Origin of the sequence: Synechococcus sp. PCC 6717 (assembly GCF_022698185.1) — a bacterium.
Lineage (GTDB): Bacteria > Cyanobacteriota > Cyanobacteriia > Thermosynechococcales > Thermosynechococcaceae > Thermosynechococcus > Thermosynechococcus lividus.
Genome location: NZ_JAKLTV010000012.1, coordinates 21889 through 38208, shown reverse-complemented (window position 1 = coordinate 38208; position 16320 = coordinate 21889). Strand labels below are relative to the sequence as shown.

20 protein-coding genes and 1 other annotated feature are annotated in these 16320 nt (G+C 54.4%); of the genes, 12 read left to right on the top strand and 8 right to left on the bottom strand.

Features of this window, described 5'->3' with window-relative positions:
• The first annotated feature begins 5 nt into the window (after positions 1-5).
• On the top strand, positions 6-371 hold the full coding sequence (locus L5470_RS07255) for a YkgJ family cysteine cluster protein (protein ID WP_099799552.1): 366 nt from the start codon (positions 6-8) through the stop codon (positions 369-371).
• Here L5470_RS07255 and dprA read toward each other — a convergent pair.
• The 3 genes from dprA to ndhC form a co-directional block, all read right to left on the bottom strand.
• A complete protein-coding gene (dprA, locus tag L5470_RS07250) occupies positions 368-1492 on the bottom strand; it encodes a DNA-processing protein DprA (RefSeq protein WP_099799553.1) in 1125 nt (374 codons plus the stop codon). The two genes, L5470_RS07255 and dprA, sit on opposite strands and share 4 nt — an antisense overlap.
• Positions 1493-1501: 9 nt before the next feature.
• Entirely contained in the window at positions 1502-2014 is a 513-nt protein-coding gene (locus L5470_RS07245; protein ID WP_499499107.1) for an NAD(P)H-quinone oxidoreductase subunit J, read from the bottom strand.
• Positions 2015-2084: 70 nt separating this feature from the next.
• Entirely contained in the window at positions 2085-2447 is a 363-nt protein-coding gene (gene ndhC, locus L5470_RS07240) for a photosynthetic/respiratory NAD(P)H-quinone oxidoreductase subunit C (RefSeq protein WP_099799555.1), read from the bottom strand.
• 116 nt (positions 2448-2563) lie between these two features.
• Between ndhC and L5470_RS07235 the strand changes: the two genes are divergently transcribed.
• Positions 2564-3547: a carbohydrate kinase family protein gene (locus L5470_RS07235; RefSeq protein WP_499499105.1), complete on the top strand. Its 984-nt coding sequence runs from the start codon at positions 2564-2566 to the stop codon at positions 3545-3547.
• Between the two features lie 457 nt (positions 3548-4004).
• Here the strand turns inward: L5470_RS07235 and acsF are convergent, their stop codons facing one another.
• The 3 genes from acsF to L5470_RS07220 form a co-directional block, all read right to left on the bottom strand.
• Positions 4005-5147: a magnesium-protoporphyrin IX monomethyl ester (oxidative) cyclase gene (acsF, locus tag L5470_RS07230; RefSeq protein WP_499499103.1), complete on the bottom strand. Its 1143-nt coding sequence runs from the start codon at positions 5145-5147 to the stop codon at positions 4005-4007.
• 98 nt (positions 5148-5245) lie between these two features.
• On the bottom strand, positions 5246-5614 hold the full coding sequence (locus L5470_RS07225; RefSeq protein ID WP_099799947.1) for an Npun_F0494 family protein: 369 nt from the start codon (positions 5612-5614) through the stop codon (positions 5246-5248).
• A gap of 27 nt (positions 5615-5641) precedes the next feature.
• A complete protein-coding gene (locus tag L5470_RS07220) occupies positions 5642-6301 on the bottom strand; it encodes a cyclic di-GMP-binding domain-containing protein, MshE-related (RefSeq protein ID WP_448514226.1) in 660 nt (219 codons plus the stop codon).
• 281 nt (positions 6302-6582) lie between these two features.
• Between L5470_RS07220 and L5470_RS07215 the strand changes: the two genes are divergently transcribed.
• Positions 6583-6993, top strand: a complete 411-nt coding sequence (locus L5470_RS07215) for a single-stranded DNA-binding protein (protein WP_499499100.1) — start codon at positions 6583-6585, stop codon at positions 6991-6993.
• Here the strand turns inward: L5470_RS07215 and L5470_RS07210 are convergent.
• Positions 6990-10058 carry an alpha-mannosidase gene (locus tag L5470_RS07210; protein WP_499499098.1) on the bottom strand — a complete coding sequence of 1023 codons (3069 nt, stop codon included), beginning with the start codon at positions 10056-10058 and terminating at the stop codon, positions 6990-6992. The genes L5470_RS07215 and L5470_RS07210 overlap by 4 nt on opposite strands.
• Positions 10059-10208: 150 nt before the next feature.
• On the opposite strand from L5470_RS07210, the gene L5470_RS07205 reads away from it, so the two are divergent.
• Together L5470_RS07205 and L5470_RS07200 are read left to right on the top strand one after the other, a co-directional pair.
• On the top strand, positions 10209-11015 hold the full coding sequence (locus tag L5470_RS07205) for a hypothetical protein (RefSeq protein ID WP_499499096.1): 807 nt from the start codon (positions 10209-10211) through the stop codon (positions 11013-11015).
• A 2-nt stretch (positions 11016-11017) separates the two neighbouring features.
• Complete coding sequence (locus tag L5470_RS07200; protein ID WP_499499095.1) at positions 11018-11989, top strand: glycosyltransferase family 2 protein; 972 nt, start codon at positions 11018-11020, stop codon at positions 11987-11989.
• Here L5470_RS07200 and L5470_RS07195 read toward each other — a convergent pair.
• Complete coding sequence (locus L5470_RS07195) at positions 11907-12821, bottom strand: alpha/beta fold hydrolase (RefSeq protein WP_499499093.1); 915 nt, start codon at positions 12819-12821, stop codon at positions 11907-11909. The genes L5470_RS07200 and L5470_RS07195 overlap by 83 nt on opposite strands.
• Before the next feature lie 96 nt (positions 12822-12917).
• Between L5470_RS07195 and secE the strand changes: the two genes are divergently transcribed.
• The 7 genes from secE to rplL all read left to right on the top strand — a co-directional run bounded on the left by secE (position 12918) and on the right by rplL (position 16257).
• A complete protein-coding gene (gene secE / locus L5470_RS07190; protein ID WP_099799561.1) occupies positions 12918-13133 on the top strand; it encodes a preprotein translocase subunit SecE in 216 nt (71 codons plus the stop codon).
• Between the two features lie 81 nt (positions 13134-13214).
• Complete coding sequence (gene nusG / locus L5470_RS07185) at positions 13215-13844, top strand: transcription termination/antitermination protein NusG (RefSeq protein ID WP_376787948.1); 630 nt, start codon at positions 13215-13217, stop codon at positions 13842-13844.
• A gap of 14 nt (positions 13845-13858) precedes the next feature.
• A complete protein-coding gene (rplK, locus tag L5470_RS07180; protein WP_099799563.1) occupies positions 13859-14284 on the top strand; it encodes a 50S ribosomal protein L11 in 426 nt (141 codons plus the stop codon).
• A gap of 81 nt (positions 14285-14365) precedes the next feature.
• Positions 14366-15079: a 50S ribosomal protein L1 gene (gene rplA / locus L5470_RS07175; protein ID WP_499499090.1), complete on the top strand. Its 714-nt coding sequence runs from the start codon at positions 14366-14368 to the stop codon at positions 15077-15079.
• Positions 15080-15086: 7 nt separating this feature from the next.
• Positions 15087-15242 carry a hypothetical protein gene (locus L5470_RS07170; protein WP_157768365.1) on the top strand — a complete coding sequence of 52 codons (156 nt, stop codon included), beginning with the start codon at positions 15087-15089 and terminating at the stop codon, positions 15240-15242.
• Positions 15108-15246 (top strand) — a sequence feature (ribosomal protein L10 leader region). It overlaps the preceding gene by 135 nt.
• A 17-nt stretch (positions 15247-15263) precedes the next feature.
• Positions 15264-15791, top strand: coding sequence for a 50S ribosomal protein L10 (gene rplJ / locus L5470_RS07165; RefSeq protein ID WP_499499088.1), 528 nt, complete (start codon positions 15264-15266; stop codon positions 15789-15791).
• A 70-nt stretch (positions 15792-15861) separates the two neighbouring features.
• A complete protein-coding gene (gene rplL / locus L5470_RS07160; protein WP_099799565.1) occupies positions 15862-16257 on the top strand; it encodes a 50S ribosomal protein L7/L12 in 396 nt (131 codons plus the stop codon).
• The last annotated feature ends 63 nt before the right edge of the window (positions 16258-16320 follow it).

Sequence of the window (16320 nt, the reverse complement as noted above, 5' to 3'; positions counted from 1 at the left end):
TAAGCATGGCAACATGGCAATGTATGCAAGGCTGTGGGGCGTGTTGCTATCTCGACTTGAGCGATCGCCCAGAGGTGGCCACCATCCTTGATGAGGCTGAGTTTGCCCTGTACCAATCCCTGATTGGTGAGGATGGCTGGTGTATTCACTTTGAGCCAATCACCCGCCGCTGCCAAATTTATGCTGAGCGTCCGCGGTTTTGTCGCGTTACCCCTGAGGTGTTTGCCGATCTGTACGGTATTACGGCTGAGGAACTAGACGAGTTTGCAATCGCCTGCTGTCGTGAACACATTAGCGATCGCTACGGTGAGCGCAGCTTGGAGCTACTTCGCTACGAGTATGCCCTGACACAGTCTCTAGCGGATAGCTAGGGGAGAAGATAGCGGTTGCCGGGTTCCTGCTGCACCACCCCGAGAAGTTCTAGGGTCAGCAGTTCAGCCGCCACAGTGCCGGTATCGAGGGGTACTGCCTGCACAATGTCATCAAAGGCAATGCTGCCAGTGTGCCCTTGGACGCTGAGGTGACTCAGGGTTTGCAAAATTTGCTGCTGTTGAGGCGTCAGCTGTGGCACGGCTGGGGGAGAGGGTAGCTGAAGGGGAGGCGTTTGCCCCAGTTGTTGCAGCAGTGCTTCTTCCCCCAAAATAATGTGTGCTCCCTGATTCACTAAGCTAAGTCCCCCCTTGGAGCGATGGTTATCGAGGTGACCCGGCAGAACATAGACATCGCGGCCATACTCGGCAGCATAGCGTGCCGTAATCAGGGCACCGGATTTGAAGGGGGCTTCAACAATAATGACCGCGCGGCACAGACCAGCAATAATGCGATTGCGGCGCGGAAACTGAGCGCGATCCGGACTAGTACCACGGGGATACTCACTCAAGAGCGCACCGCGCTGTACCAGTTGCCAATACAGAGCTTGGTTTTCAGGTGGGTAAATCATATCCACCCCAGTGGCTAAAACGGCGATGGTGCTGCCACCACTCTCAAGGCAGCCCCAATGGGCTTCAGCATCAATGCCAGCGGCCATCCCCGAGACCACGACAAAGCCAGCTTGGCCTAGGCAGTATCCCAGCTTGCGTGCCCAGCGGCGACCGTATTCCGATGGATCTCGGGTGCCCACAATGGCGATCGCCCCCTGTGCCGACGTGAAGACACTCGCACCTAAGGTGCCACCGTAGTACAACAGGGGGGGTGGATCCGGAATTTCCGTGAGGAGGTGGGGATACCCTGTGTCACCATAGACCCAATGCTGCGGGTTTTGCCGAGCATGCTCCGCATAGGCGCGTTCAGGAGTATCGCTAGATCGCTGCTGCTCAATCACCGCCAAGAGTTTTGTGCCAATCCCCTCTACGGCTCCTAGGTCACGCAGCGGCGCCTCCCATGCCGCTTTCAGCGTGCCAAAGTGTTGCCGTAGGCGTTGCAACAGTACCGGCCCAATGCCGGGAACCTGTGCCCAGCTATACCAGTAGGCCGCATCGGTGGGAACAGCCACTGGCGATCGCTAGTAAGCTTCCTGAAGTTCGTAAAAGTCAGGGGTGATGTAATCCTTGCGCAAAGGCCAGCCCACCCAATCTTCAGGCATGAGTAACCGTTTCAGGTGGGGGTGCCCCTCATAGACAATGCCAAACATATCGTAGGATTCCCGCTCTTGCCAGTCCGCTGTTTTCCAAATCCAATACACTGAAGGAACCCGAGCATCATCCCGCGGCACAAATACCTTGAGGCGAACTTCTGGGGGGCGATCGGCCGCATCGCTCAGCTTAATGAGATGGTAGGTGCTCACTAACTCTTGCCCCGGACCAGCATCGTAGGCCGCTTGGCACTGTAAATAGTTAAAGCCATCGGCGTAAAGTGCTTGACAAACGGCTAACAGACAATCGCGCTCCACCTTCAGCAGCTCTACTCTAGAGGCATCAAGCCCTAAGTATTCTACGGTCAGGTTTTGAGACTGCAACCAGCGGCTAATCGGGCCTGCCTCAACAATAGGGGCATCGCTATGGGGGGTATCAGTCATGGGTTGGCTCCAACACTATTGCAGAACGGCGAGAGAGAGATACATACAAAGTCAGAGAGTTGCAGGATAGCTACGACCATTCCAGCGCGCGCTTACGCCATGCATAGACCAAGGCAACCACAAGCACGGCAATGAATATCAAGGCTTCGATAAAGGCCAGCACCCCTAACTGGTGGAAGGCCACTGCCCAAGGGTACAAAAACACCGTTTCCACGTCAAAAATAACGAACACCAGCGCGAACATGTAGTAGCGAACATTGAATTGAATCCATGCGCCACCAATGGGTTCCATCCCCGATTCGTAGGTGGTGAGGCGGATCATCCGGCCTGACTTGGGTCGGACAGCGGCGGAGGCCGCAAGGGCAAGAACCGGTACTAACCCACAAATGAGCAAAAAGCCAAGGAAATACTCGTAGCCCGTGAGAACAAACACAGTTGCAGCGCACCTTTCTATGTTGGAATCGCTACCATTTTGACACACTCCCCCAGCAATCGCTAGGCTAGGGATCAATAGAAAAAACTAAATCCACTAATAGCAAATTATTAGCAATGTCAGAGGCTACTGTTTTATGCTTCGGTGAGGTTCTCTTTGACTGCATCGAAGGAGATGATGGGGCAAAGGAATGTTTTCTGGGGGGCGCACCCGCGAATGTGGCCTGTGGCTTGGTCAAACTGGGGGTACCTACGGCATTTTTGGGGGCGGTTGGCGAGGATGCCTTAGGGGAGCAAGCGCGATCGCAATTGGCCGCTATAGGGGTGGATGTTAGTAGCATGGAGACCATCCCCAGTGTGCCGACTCGACAGGTGCGGGTCAAATTGAGTGCCACGGGCGATCGCCAGTTTGTGGGCTTTGCCCCCACCAATACCTTAGCCTTTGCAGATACCCAATTTCTAGGGAGCACCATTTCCCCTAGGCAGGTCGCAGCGGCGCAGTTTCTGGTCACAGGAACCCTTGCCTTAGCCGCTGAGCCAACGGCAACCACTCTCCGGAACCTCGTGCAGCAGATGCACAGCCAAGGTAAAGCAATTTTAATCGATGCCAATTGGCGACCTATTTTTTGGCCGGATACCGAGGCAGCGGTGGCGCAAATTCGCCCCTTTTTGGAAGCCGCCAATTTTCTCAAGCTGGCGAAGGAAGAGGCAGAACTATTTTTCTCTAGTAGTGATCCCCAAGTGGTTTATGGGCGCTTATGGGGGAATGTGGGCGATCGCGCCGTTGTCATTACCGATGGCGGTGCCCCCATTCGCTACTGTTGGCATGGCCACCTTGACACGATTGACCCCCCATCAATGGCAGTTGTGGATACGACGGGGGCAGGGGATGGGTTTGTGGCGGGATGGCTCTATCAATTGCTCACAGGCACACCGGAAGACTATCGCCAACCAGACTGGCAGCACAACTGTTTACAGTTTGCAGTTGTTGTCGGTGCCTTAGTGACGACCCAAAAAGGGGCGATCGCCGCCCAGCCTACCCTTGAAGAGGTTACAGCATGGCTTCGGGATCATCCTCAAAGAAAAATAAAGATGTCGTAATTGGGGGTACTGCCGTCTGCAATGAGGAGGGAAGGGAGTCTGCCCTAGTGGGAGCGACTGCTAAGGAGCACGCACGCCAAAACCCCCGCACAGGCACATTTAATTTTTCACACGTTCCCCCACGCCGCCCTTCGGAATGATAGAAGGAGCAAAAACGACAGGTAGGGGGGGGAATCACTGGGGTATCCATCGCGGGGATCAACTCCGAAGCAATAAACCTCTACCTCCATCCTACGAAATTGCCACAGGTCGATTTTTATCTGATCACAGGTTCAAACCCATCGCCATAGGCTATTTCAGCGATCCCCATTTTTAAAAAGAGCTTTTAGAATCTTTTCATACTTACGCAATGTTTCGCAACATTATAGCAATAATTTTTATCAAAATAATAAAAAAGGTTATGCTCCCTTGAGCATAACCCTGACCTTATCTTTTATCTTGCTAACGAGAGGATGCCTTAGCGAACGGGTGCGGAGGTTGGTGCCTTCACTGGCAGTAAGAACAGCTTCACCATTTGCACCACGTTAGAGAGATAGAGGGGGAGCTTTTTCAGGAACCCACCGCCCGCACGGGCGATCTCGCTGAGCTTCGCATTGTTCTCAACACATTTCTCAAGGCGAGGGTAGAATTCGGGATGATCGACATCCAAAATAATGGGGAAGACTCGCCCAGCAGTCTCATTGGTTTTAGCAATCACCTCGCGATCATACTCCCGGGCATCGAGGCCAATGGCTGCATAGAACTTCGCACGCTGCAGATCGTTGAGGTACATTGTGGCAAAGACCGACAGGAGGAAGAAGCGGCACCAGAGGGTGGGTGGCAGCCAGCAGATCATGAAATAGCGTGCCCATTTCTTGCCTGACAACGAGAGCGGCATTTCTTTAAGTTTTTGCCAGAAGGAACGGGGGCGATCCAGCATCTGTGGCTGGGCACGCATAATGGCATCAAAGAAGTCTCCATGGCGGTTTTYATCTTGGCACCAATTTTCAAAGAAGCGGAAAATTGGGTAGATGCGATGCTCAGGGTGCTTCTCGAGATGGCGATAGATGGTGATATAGCGCCAGTAGCCAATTTTTTCAGAGAGGTACGTGGCGTAGAAAATGAATTCTGGCTCAAAGTAGGTATAGCTGCGACTTTGGGTGAGGAACCCCAAATCAAGGGATAAGTTAAAGTCCGACATGGCTTTATTGAGGAAGCCCGCATGGCGCGCTTCATCCCGAGACATTAGCGCAAAGCATTCTGCCAGTACTGGGTTGCGATCTTTAAGCTTGCGGCTCAGTTCTTTGTACAGCAGGAAGCCAGAAAATTCTGCGGTACAGGAGCGCTCTAGGAATTCAATAAAGAGTTGCCGCGTTTCGCCATCAATGTGATCCCACGATTGCTCAAATTCCGCATCCCGCACAAAGTGGTGGCGGTTGTAGTCGGTGCGGAATTCTTCAAGGATAGCCTGAAGTTCTGCCTCATTTTCAGTAATGCTCATTTCCGCCATCGCTTCAAAATCGGTGGTGTAGAAGCGGGGGGTGAGGATGGTTTCTTGAGCGGGGGCTTTGACGCCCGGACGCAGTTCTTCAAACTCGGGCTTAGCTACGGTATTGACCATAAAACGCTGTGTCTCGCTGTCGCTAACGGCACTCTATAGAGCATGGTAGCGAAAATACGACACTGCATTACGGCTCATTACAGAACCGTTACATTCTGCTAGGGATGAAACCAACGGTTCCATAGGTTTTGCAGGCGATCGCCCCAGGAGGCTGACCAGTCTTGAGTCGCCAGCTCCTCTAGGAGGGATTGCCCCAAGGGGGTAAGGCGATAGCGATCGGTCAACCCTTGGCCATCGACTTCACGGCGCAGTAGGCCAACTTGGATCAACCAATCCAGTTCCGCTTCGACTACTAAGGCTGGCAGTGGCGATCGCGTAAAGCCCGCTTCCACCCCCTTGTGGGCAGCAATTTCTAAAAGCGCAACACTTCCTTGCTGCATCGCACGGAAGAGTTGGGGTAAAAATGGACTACACCGCAGGGCGCGATCGCCCCGTTGGCGGACATGGACGGAATAGGGAATGGGCACAGTGTCTTTACGTTGCAGGAGCACTACCTAGCCGTGGCCGGAAAACTGGGTATCGATAAGGGTGGCGCGATCGTTGGCGGAGTTACTGACTGCCGGACTGGCAGGCGAGGGAGACTTAGCGGCTGGTGACGTTTCAGGTTGCCCCATCCGCCGATCCGGAACGACCACACGCTCCATAATAAATTCAATGGTGCCTTTGCGTAACCAACCTCGCGCCACTAGGATATCGCCAAGGCGAGCACCCGTAGAGCGCTGATCCGCAAGCGCAACTTCAATTTGGGCTGGGGTGACTAACTCTGCTTCAACCAGATAATTCCCTAGGCGTTTTGTATAGCTATCATCCTGTGGCCGTTGAATAAACGGGCGGTTTTTCGCTGGGGTCGCTGGCGCTGCGGGCACATCGGGTAGGCTTTCAGCCATTGCCCGATCGCCGGCCAAGGCAACCAAGCAATCTTTGATCTTCATTAAAATCTCAGCAGCACGCCGGGGCTGATTCTGATGTGCAGCTTGCTCCAGTAGCCGTGCTTCGGCTTCAACAAGCGTCTGCCGCGAGGCAACCGCAGCGACCTGCAGAATACGTGCTTGCTGCTGAAGAGCAGCCATATCATGCTCCAGCAGTGCTTTTTTACATTGCTTGAGGACAAGAGATCCCTGTTTGAGCAGGACTTTTTCGGCGGCAGTGGTCATAGTCAAGAACAGTGAGCGTTTGCTATTGGGGGGTTATATCTATTTTTTTTTAGTCAGTTGTTTAGTCGGTCAATGCTCGCTGTAGCCTACAATGCTATCAGTTTTCAAAGGCTACCGACAACTCAACACGTTATGCTTATCCTTGTGCTTTTACTATAATCTTTTTTGCGGTGGCGATCGCGAGAAGTACAAATGGTTTCACAATTATCGTTAAAAACACCCCGATGGGCTGGAAAGGGTGGCACACTGGCTACAAGCGCTCTCGAATTGGGATGAGGACCATGAACAGTTGTGTACTCTTTGCCGAGGTCATTGAGGCTCCGGAACTGCGTTATACCCAAGACAACCAGATGGCGGTGGCAACCATGGTGGTGCAGTTTCAGGGCATTCGTAGTGAGGAGCCACCGATGAGTTTGCGGGCAGTGGGCTGGGGTGGCCTTGGCCAAAAAATGCACGCTGAGTGCCATGTGGGCGATCGCCTGATCCTTGAGGGTCGCCTCAAGATGGATACCATTGACCGTGCTGAAGGCTTTAAGGAAAAGCGAGCGGAATTGGTTGTCAGCCGGTTTTATGCGGTGGAGGGCAATGTGGTTGATCATGTGGCTCACTCCAGTAGTGTTCAGAGTGCCCCTAAGGTGCCCGTCGCACCACCGCCGCCAGAGGATTTGAATCTCGACGAAGTGCCGTTCTAGCCCTTAGCTGCCATCCCCAAGCGTAACGTTAGAAATTGCCATGGCTTTAAGCGGGTTGGCCACGGCAGGGACTGCGGGGGAGCTTCTAAGAAGTTGTGCTGCTCTGTGGGGTACCACGGTAGCAAGCTAGGCTGAAGGGTGAAGGTGCCCCCGTCGCCGTAGGCATCGGCCACTCTCAGGATCCAGCCCCTAGCGTCTTCGGCCTGCTTCAGCGCCATCAGGTGGAGGTTTGGGTCAGACCATGCCAGCAGTGAGCCATGACTGGGTAGGGAACCTGAGGTTGATAGGGGGGCGATCGCCGCCGTGAGGGGGTGGTTAAAGGCTGCTGCTTGATCGGGCACCCGTGCCTTCTGCCACGATTGACTGTGGGGAAATAGGCCATAACTGAAGTGGTGTTCACCGCGATCGCTGTGGGGATCCGGCCACGTGGGCGATCGCAACAGCGTTAATTGCAGTTGTTGGGGCTGGGCATCCACCCCATGCTTGCAATCGCTCAAGAGGCTCAGGCCATACTCTGGCGTGCTTAAATCTACCCACGTGAGAAAGGGCACCTCCCACTTCGCTTGGGCATGGGGGTCTAGATCACGATTGGGAAGCGTGGGGCGCTCTGTGATACCGCCGGGGGTTTCACAGGTGATAGTTGGTGCACTGATGGCCAAGGGAAACGCGGCTTTTAGCAGAATATGCGCTTCGTGCCAGTCAAGGGACGTGTCAATACGCAGCCATGGAGTCTGGTACTGCAGGACATACTCTTGCTGAATCCGTGAAGACTGGAATCGCCACGTCACCCGCAGCCGTTGCTCCAGTTGATGCCAGCAAACCCATTCAATGGACTCTAAGGTTGCCCCTGTCAGTGGGTGCTGGGCGTAGTTTGGGTCAATATTCCACGCATCCCAGTACTGGCCTTGATCGCGGAAAAATCTCAGTTGATTGCCCGGCCCTCCCAAGCAGGGGCGGTGGTTGAGTTTATCGTAGAGGTTGGTAATTTCCCCTGTCGTGGGGTCAATCTCTACGTGGAGATAGTCATTTTCAAGGACATAGCCGAGGGGCGGGGTTGGCAGCCCATCCGGTTGGGAGCGCGGACACACCCACAGCAGGTGATAGCCTACACTGGGGATGTCTTGCGCCCAAAAGCTCAGGCACTGTTGGGGGAGGTTGAGTTGCGCTGGTAAATCGTAATCACCGCGCGGGCAATAGACGCGCCACGAGGGAACCCCTGTGGGCAGATCCGCCAAATTAAGGTGAATGACCCCAGCGCGATCGCCATTCAAGTCATTAAAGATCACTACTGGAATAGCACCCGTTTCTGGGGGAGATCCATCGGCGATCGCGGTGAGAATGGCTGCTTGAGCTTGGCTGAGCAGGTTTTGGGTGCTATCAATGAGGGTTTGCCAAGTGGGGTTAACCTCGGCATAGACCTCAGGGATAGAGGAACCCGGCAGAATATCGTGAAACTGGTTAAACAGCAATTGTTGCCAGAGAGCTTTGAGGGTGGTTTGGGGATAGGGGGTAGCGGTGGCGATCGCCGCTAGGGTTGACCATAGCTCTGCCTGTTGCAACTGCCGCTGGGCGCGATCGTGAGCCGCTTTTTGATCGCCGTGGCTGGTGTAGCAACCGCGATGGAATTCTAGATACAGTTCATCACACCAGATGGCCTGAGGAGGGGTTTCAGCCATCAACTGATCGAGGTAGGAGCGCACCGGTGTCCACTGCCACTGCGGCCCAATCCCTCCTAAGCGCTGCCAACGCCGCACGATCTCAGCCATGTCAGCGGTGGGGCCACCCCCGTGGTCCCCAACCCCCGGCAGCCATAAACTGCGCCGCGAGCCAGTTTGCTGAAACCACTCCTGAGCATAGGCCGCCATCTTCACCGGATCAACCCCTTCGCCGATGGGGGCAGACATCAAACTGGGCAGGCGTGCTCCCGCTGCATCCTGCCACTGAAACCAACCGTAGGGAAAGCGAGTGGTGTCGTTCCAGCGGAGTTTTTGGGTAACAAAGTAGCGAATCCCCGCCTCGGTTAGGAAGCTAGGTAACCGCGCCGGAAAGCCGAAGGTATCCGGTAGCCAAGCAATGGGGCTGACCTCCCCAAACGCCTGTTGTAGGTAGTGTTGACCGTAAAGAAGTTGGCGGACAATGGACTCACCACTAATGAGGTTTAACTCCGGCTCCACCCACAGTCCAGCCGCAACATCCCACCAGCCCTGCGCGACAGCAGTTTGAATCGCCCTAAACAAAGCGGGGGCATGGTGTTCCAGATGGGCATATAACGCCGGGGTGGAATGGGTAAAGGTCAATTCTGGGTAATTTTTTTTCAGGGCTAGCACTGAGGCAAAGGTGGCCTGCGCAACAGACCACGTTTCAGAAATCGGCCACAGCCAAGCAAGGTCGAGGTGGGCATGGCCGCACAGATGCATCTGAAATTGGCGCAGTGGTTCGGCGCAGTCCTGTAGGCGATCGTGGAGGTGATGGAGGAGGGGATCTAAGCGATCGCCCCCTGTTTCCAAGAGCTTAGAGAGCAATGGTGCGAGGGCGTTGGCCTCTACGTGTTCTGCAAACGTTTCTAGAATCTCTAGCTCAGCGGCCACAAACCCAGGGTCAACCCCCTCAGGTGATTCCCATAGGAGTTGCGAGCGCACCAACGCCCCCTCATCGTGGTGGGGACTGACCAATTCCACGACAACATCCCACGTCTGGCCGGGGGTCACGGCCACGTCAAGGCACAACCGCACGGAATGGTCAAATAAATCACCATGGTGTACCGCCTGGCCATTCACATAGACTGTGGCTCGATCTGCCCACCAAGTGAGCGCCAGCCGCAGCGTTAACCCCGCAACAGCGTAGCCCTGAACTGCCGTAGGAACCGTAATCCGCTGTCCTAACCACAGCGGGTGTCCCCCTTTGTCCCAAGCTAAATGTCCCTTGGCATTGCAAGGGTAGGGCAGACCCTCTGCGGGTAAGGGGTGGGCGTGGGGCGCAACGGCACACCACTGCCGCTGTAGATCAATGGTGGCCAGCTGGCATAGAAATTGACGGCTTTTTTTGAGCAATTCTGATAAAATCATAAAAAATAGTTAATCTCGCCGCGATCGGCCTAGGCCACTTGCTATGCTAGAGAAGTGAGGGCTCGTGATGATTGTTTGGCGTTTTTGGCTGACCCGCTTATCCACCTATACATAACCCACTCACACTGTTTTCTGGGGAGGAGTGACCCAATGGTAACCCGATTTGAGCAGTGGCGGGGTATTTTAACCTCCTCACTCTGTGCGCTACTCACGGCTGTGGTGGTTCCCCCCCTGACGCTTGCCCAACCTGACGTAACCCCACCGAAGGCAGATCAGTTGCTGCAAGTAGTGCCCACGGCCACTGACCCTCTGCAAAGCCCTTTTCCCCTGCCGTGGACGTGGATTGAGCAGGGACACGAGGCAGCCCTAAAGGCGCAAAAGCCCCTCTCCTACCGCCAGCAGACGGCCCGCTACGTTTCCCCCGATGGTCGTTATGTGGCGGAAGCCACCCTCTACTTTCAGGCGGCACCCCAGGCGTTCGAGCAACAGTTAACGAGCATATTGGAGATTACCGACCTGCACACGGGCGATCGCCAGCGCATCAACAGCCTTCAGGAAGTCCCGCGAGAGTTTTTAGCAGAGGTGCCTCGCCACCAAGGCTTGATTGCGGTATTAGTGCCGGTGGGGTGGTCGCAACGCGATAATCGTCTCTTGGTACGCCAGTTTATGGGGTTATTTGCGTCAGACCTCGTCACGGATGCCGCTTGGATTTGGCAGCCTGGGCGCGGCCATGTGGCAACAGTGTATCCCACGGCAGCCGACTATGACGTTGCAACGCTTTTGGGCTGGAGCCACACGTACCCGGATCAGGTGCTCTTTCAAACCCACGTGATGGGGGACGCGCAGGCAACCCTTTGGGCGGTGGATAGTCATGGCAGCACCCAACTGGCCCAGGGCGATCGCCCCGCGGTCTATGGCACCACCCTACCAGCGACCGCCACTGCCCGCCAACCCTAGGTATGGGGAACCTGCCACCGACCCTGTCGATCGTCATTCCCTGTTTTAACGAAGAAGCCAATCTGGATGCACTATTTCAAGAACTATTGCCAGTCTTGACACAGTTAGGGTTGCCCTACGAAATTATTTGCGTCAACGATGGCAGTCGCGATCGCACTCTCAGTGGGTTGCTCCAATGGCGCGATCGCCACCCCACGATTAAAATTCTCGATTTGTCCCGCAACTTTGGTAAAGACATTGCCCTCACCGCTGGGATTGATGCTGCCACGGGGTTGGCGGTTATCCCCATGGATGCGGACTTACAAGACCCGCCCGAGGTAATCCCTGACCTTGTGGAGCGCTGGCAGCAGGGATTTGATGTCGTTTATGCCACCCGACAGCGGCGGCGGGAGTCGCTCCTGAAGCAATGGACGGCGCACGGCTTCTATGCCTTGCTGCAAGGACTGAGTTCTGTGCCTATTCCTGCCAATACGGGGGATTTTCGGCTGCTAGATCGACGGGTGGTGGAAGCCCTCAAACAATTACCAGAGCGAGGACGCTTTATGAAGGGACTGTTTAGTTGGGTGGGGTATCGCCAAACTGCGGTTTATTTTGAACGGCCAGCTCGCCGTCAAGGCCAGAGCAAGTGGAGCTACTGGCAATTGTGGAATTTTGCCCTAGGTGCCATTTTTGCCTTTAGCGTCAAGCCCCTACAGGTGTGGCTCTACGTTGGCCTGATGATCTCTGGGGTGGCGTTGATCTATGCCCTGTGGCTGGTCGTGCGCACCTTGCTTTTTGGTGCCGACTTACCCGGGTACCCCTCCCTCATGGTGGCCATTTTGTTTATGGGGGGGGTGCAACTGCTGACCCTTGGCATCATTGGTGAGTACATTGGCCGCATTTACGAAGAAGTCAAACAGCGTCCCCTCTACCTTGTGCGCGATCGCTATGGTCTTGACCCGACACCTGCTGCAAATAGCGATCCAGCAAACTAATCATCACCGCCGGACACTCCAACTGGGGGGTTAGCCCCACCTCAGGCACAGTGTCAAAGGCACGAATCGCCTCTGGATTCAGTTCAGCTAAGCGTTGCCCCACACGCAGCGGCGGCAACTTGGCCTGCTCGCCCCACACGATATAGGTCGGTACCGTTAAGTGGGGCAAACGATGGCTAAGATCGCAACAGAGATCCCCGCGCACAAAGGCCAGTGCCGCAATTTCTGCCCCTTCTGCCTGCGCCACTTGGGTGTAGGTGGCAATCATCTGTGGGCTGATTCGTTGCGGCTGCGCAAATTGCTGATTCACCATAAACGACCGCACCCCCAAGGGATTGGCTACCGCCAGCCGATAGAAGACCACATCTAGGTAAGGTTGGCGAGCCAATTGGGCAATGAGGCTCTGACGGTAGTCTTGGCCAAAATCACTCAGACCCGTTGGACACACCAGAATTAAGGCACGAACGTACTGTGGCTGGGCGATCGCCGCTTGGATCGCAAACGCCGCCGTCAGCGAAGACGCAATCACCACCGCTGGCTCAGTTGCTAGCTGGCTGAGGCATTCACTGATGTGGGCAGCGTAGGCTGCAACCGTGTAGGGCTGAGCTACATGGGCAGAGGCACCCCATCCGGGCAAATCTAGGGCAAACACAGGATAATCCGCAGCAAAGGCAGGGTACACAGCTGACCACTCGTAAGAACTGGAGCCTCCCCCGAGACCATGCCAAAAAAACAGCGGTGGCGTTGTAGCCCCGAGGTTGAAGTCATTTGTTCTATAGACCACATCGCCAAGACCAGTGGTGAGGGTGCGAGATCGCAAACTCTCGATCATGATATTCCCTAAACTAAAGAAACCTGCTACGATAATAAATCGCGCTGAATTAGACTGGTAGTAACAGGCTGCCCCTGTGCCCGAAGGAGTTCCGCCGTGACCAAAAGCACCGAAGGCGATAAGCCCAGCAGTGGCTTCAACCTCACTGAGTTTTTCCGCGAGACCAAGGAAGAGCTCAACAAAGTGGTGTGGCCTGATCGCCAACGTTTAATTGGCGAATCTGCTGCTGTGATTTTAATTGTCTCTCTTTCAGCAGTCGTTATCTACTTGGTTGATGAACTTTTTCGCTGGTTGGCGAAACTTATTTTTTAGGCAGCCCACAAGGATTACACGTACGCGCCTATGGCTAGCGAATTTACAGATTACGATCAGCAGGATCCCCTCAATGACAGCATGAGTACCACGGATGACGAATCCGTAAAATCGGCAAAGCGATTTTGGTACGCTGTGCAAGTGGCCTCCGGCTGCGAAAAAAAGGTTAAAAGCACCATTGAGCAGCGGCTGCATACCTTAGATGTCGCTGATCGTATCTTCCGCATTGAAATTCCCCAAACACCAATCATCAAAATCAAGAAAGACGGCTCACGCCAAACCATTGAGGAAAAAGTGTTTCCGGGCTATGTGCTCATTCAAGTGCGGGCACAGCAGTCGCCAGACACCGGTGAGTGGCAGATTGATGATGAAGCATGGCAGGTTATCAAAAACACCCCCAATGTCATTAACTTTGTAGGTGCCGAGCAACGGCGGAGTACCGGCCGCGGGCGAGGGCACGTCAAACCCATGCCCTTGAGTGCGGCAGAAGTGGATCGCATCTTCCGCAAAGTCCAAGAGCAAGAGCCGGTTCACCGCATTGATCTCAACAGTGGTGATAAGATCAAAGTTCTCAGTGGCCCGTTCAAAGACTTTGAGGGTGAAGTTATTGAAGTCAGCCCTGAGCGCAGCAAGCTCAAAGCATTACTCTCGATTTTTGGCCGCGAAACACCGGTTGAACTCGAAGTGAATCAAGTGGAAAAAGAAGGATAGGACGCTCAATCACTATGGCGAAAAAAGTCGTCGCAATTATTAAGTTAGCGATTCAGGCAGGTAAAGCCAACCCTGCCCCTCCCATTGGCCCTGCCTTGGGTCAGCACGGTGTGAACATCATGATGTTCTGCAAAGAGTACAACGCTCGCACCGCCGATCAGGTGGGTACCGTCGTACCGGTGGAAATTTCGGTCTATGAAGATCGCAGTTTTACCTTTGTTCTGAAAACGCCGCCCGCCTCGGTGCTCATCCAAAAAGCGGCAGGGATCGAGAAAGGCTCTGGGGAGCCCAACAAAAAACAAGTCGGCAGTATTACCCGCGCCCAACTGCGGGAAATTGCCGAGAAAAAAATGCCAGACCTCAATGCCAATGACATTGAGGCGGCCATGCGCATTATTGAAGGGACGGCGCGGAATATGGGGGTTGCCGTCACCGACTAAGGGGTTTTCGTGTGTTCGCTGTTAAATTGTTGTGTTGGGGGAGAAACCGAGTTTCGCTTGCACCCCGTGGAGGTTAACCAAATGCCTAAACTCTCGCGACGACTGCGTGACCTCTATGCCAAAGTAGAGGATCGCCCTTACCCMCCCCTTGAAGCACTCCAACTGCTCAAGRAAACCGCCACTGCTAAATTTCCGGAATCGGCAGAAGCCCACATTCGTCTAGGGATTGATCCTAAATATACGGATCAGCAATTGCGAACCACTGTGGCGCTCCCCAAAGGCACAGGGCAAACCATTCGGGTGGCGGTTATTGCCCGGGGTGAAAAAGTGACGGAGGCCAGTGCCGCTGGTGCTGATGTGGTGGGGTCTGAAGAGCTGATTGATGAAATCCAAAAAGGGCGGATGGACTTTGATTTGCTGATTGCCACCCCAGATATGATGCCCCAAGTGGCTAAGGTGGGTCGAATTCTTGGGCCGCGCGGCCTCATGCCCTCTCCCAAAGCGGGTACTGTGACCTTTGATCTGCCCCAAGCGATTGCTGAATTTAAGGCCGGTAAGGTCGAATTCCGCGCCGATCGCACCGGAATTGTTCATGTCCTTTTTGGCAAAGCGAGCTTTAGCGCTGAGGATCTCCTGGTGAACCTGAAAGCCTTGCAGGAGGCCATTGATCGCAACCGACCCAGCGGTGCCAAGGGGCGCTACTGGCGCAGTGTCTATGTAACGGCGACCATGGGGCCGAGTATCCAAGTGGATATTAATGCCCTGCGGGAGCTGAAGCTGGCGGACGTGGCCTAAGGAGGAGTTGCCTATTGCCCAAACCCAAAAAATTGAGTTCTTGAAACCGAAGACCGCAGGGGTCTGGCGACTGCCAAGACATAATCGTCCTGCTGAGGTTTGCGATGTCCATCTTGCGGGATTGGGCGATCGCCCCGGCAGCACTGCTGGGGTTTTTTCTTGAAACCATAGGGAGGTGATCCGCGTGGGACGCACGCTAGAAAATAAAAAACAAATTGTAGCCGAACTCAAAGACCGCTTGAGTCAAGCCCAAATGGCACTGGTGATTGACTATCAAGGTCTCACCGATGCTGAACTCAAGGACTTACGACAGCGCTTGCGCAAGTGCAATGCCAGTTGCAAAGTTACGAAAAACACGCTGATGGAACTGGCGGTCAAARACAGTGACCACTGGCAACCTCTGACCCAGTTCTTGCAAGGACCATCCGCCTTTTTGTTGGCCACGGATGACTTGGGGGGCACCATTAAAGCCTACCAAGAATTCCAGAAAGCCACGAAAAAGACAGCCTTGCGCGGTGGTGTCCTAGAGGGACGCGCCCTTGACGAAGCCCAAGTCAAGGCCATCGGCGATCTGCCCTCCAAGGAGCAACTCATGGCGCAAATTGCCGGTGCCCTCAACGCTGTCACGGCCAAGATTGCCATTGGCATCAAGGAAGTTCCGGCTTCCTTGGCGCGGGCAACGCAGGCGATCGCCGACAAAGAGGCGGCATAGATCATCCTGCTTTTGGGTTCTGTTTGAGAATCCACCTGTTGTTTTATTTACTACACTTTAGGAGTTAACAATGTCTGCTGCAACCGATGAAATTCTCGAAAAATTGAAATCCCTAACCCTGTTAGAAGCTGCCGAACTGGTCAAACAAATTGAAGAGACCTTTGGCGTGAGTGCGGCTGCGCCGGTCGGCGGCATGGTGATGGCGGCTCCCGTTGCTGCCGGTGCCGCTCCTGCGGAGGAAGTCGAAGAAAAAACTGCTTTTGATGTCATCCTCGAGGACGTTCCTGCCGACAAGAAAATTGCCGTTCTGAAAGTCGTCCGTTCCTTGACAGGGCTGGGGCTAAAAGAAGCTAAAGAAGTGGTGGAATCAACCCCCAAAGCTGTCAAAGAGGGGGCTACCAAGGAAGATGCCGAAGCTGCCAAGAAAGAGCTAGAAGAGGCTGGCGCCAAAGTCAGCATCAAATAGCTTAATTTCTGGTATCTTGACCGCCAAGGGTAGTTCGACTGTCAGAGCTACCCTATTTATTAT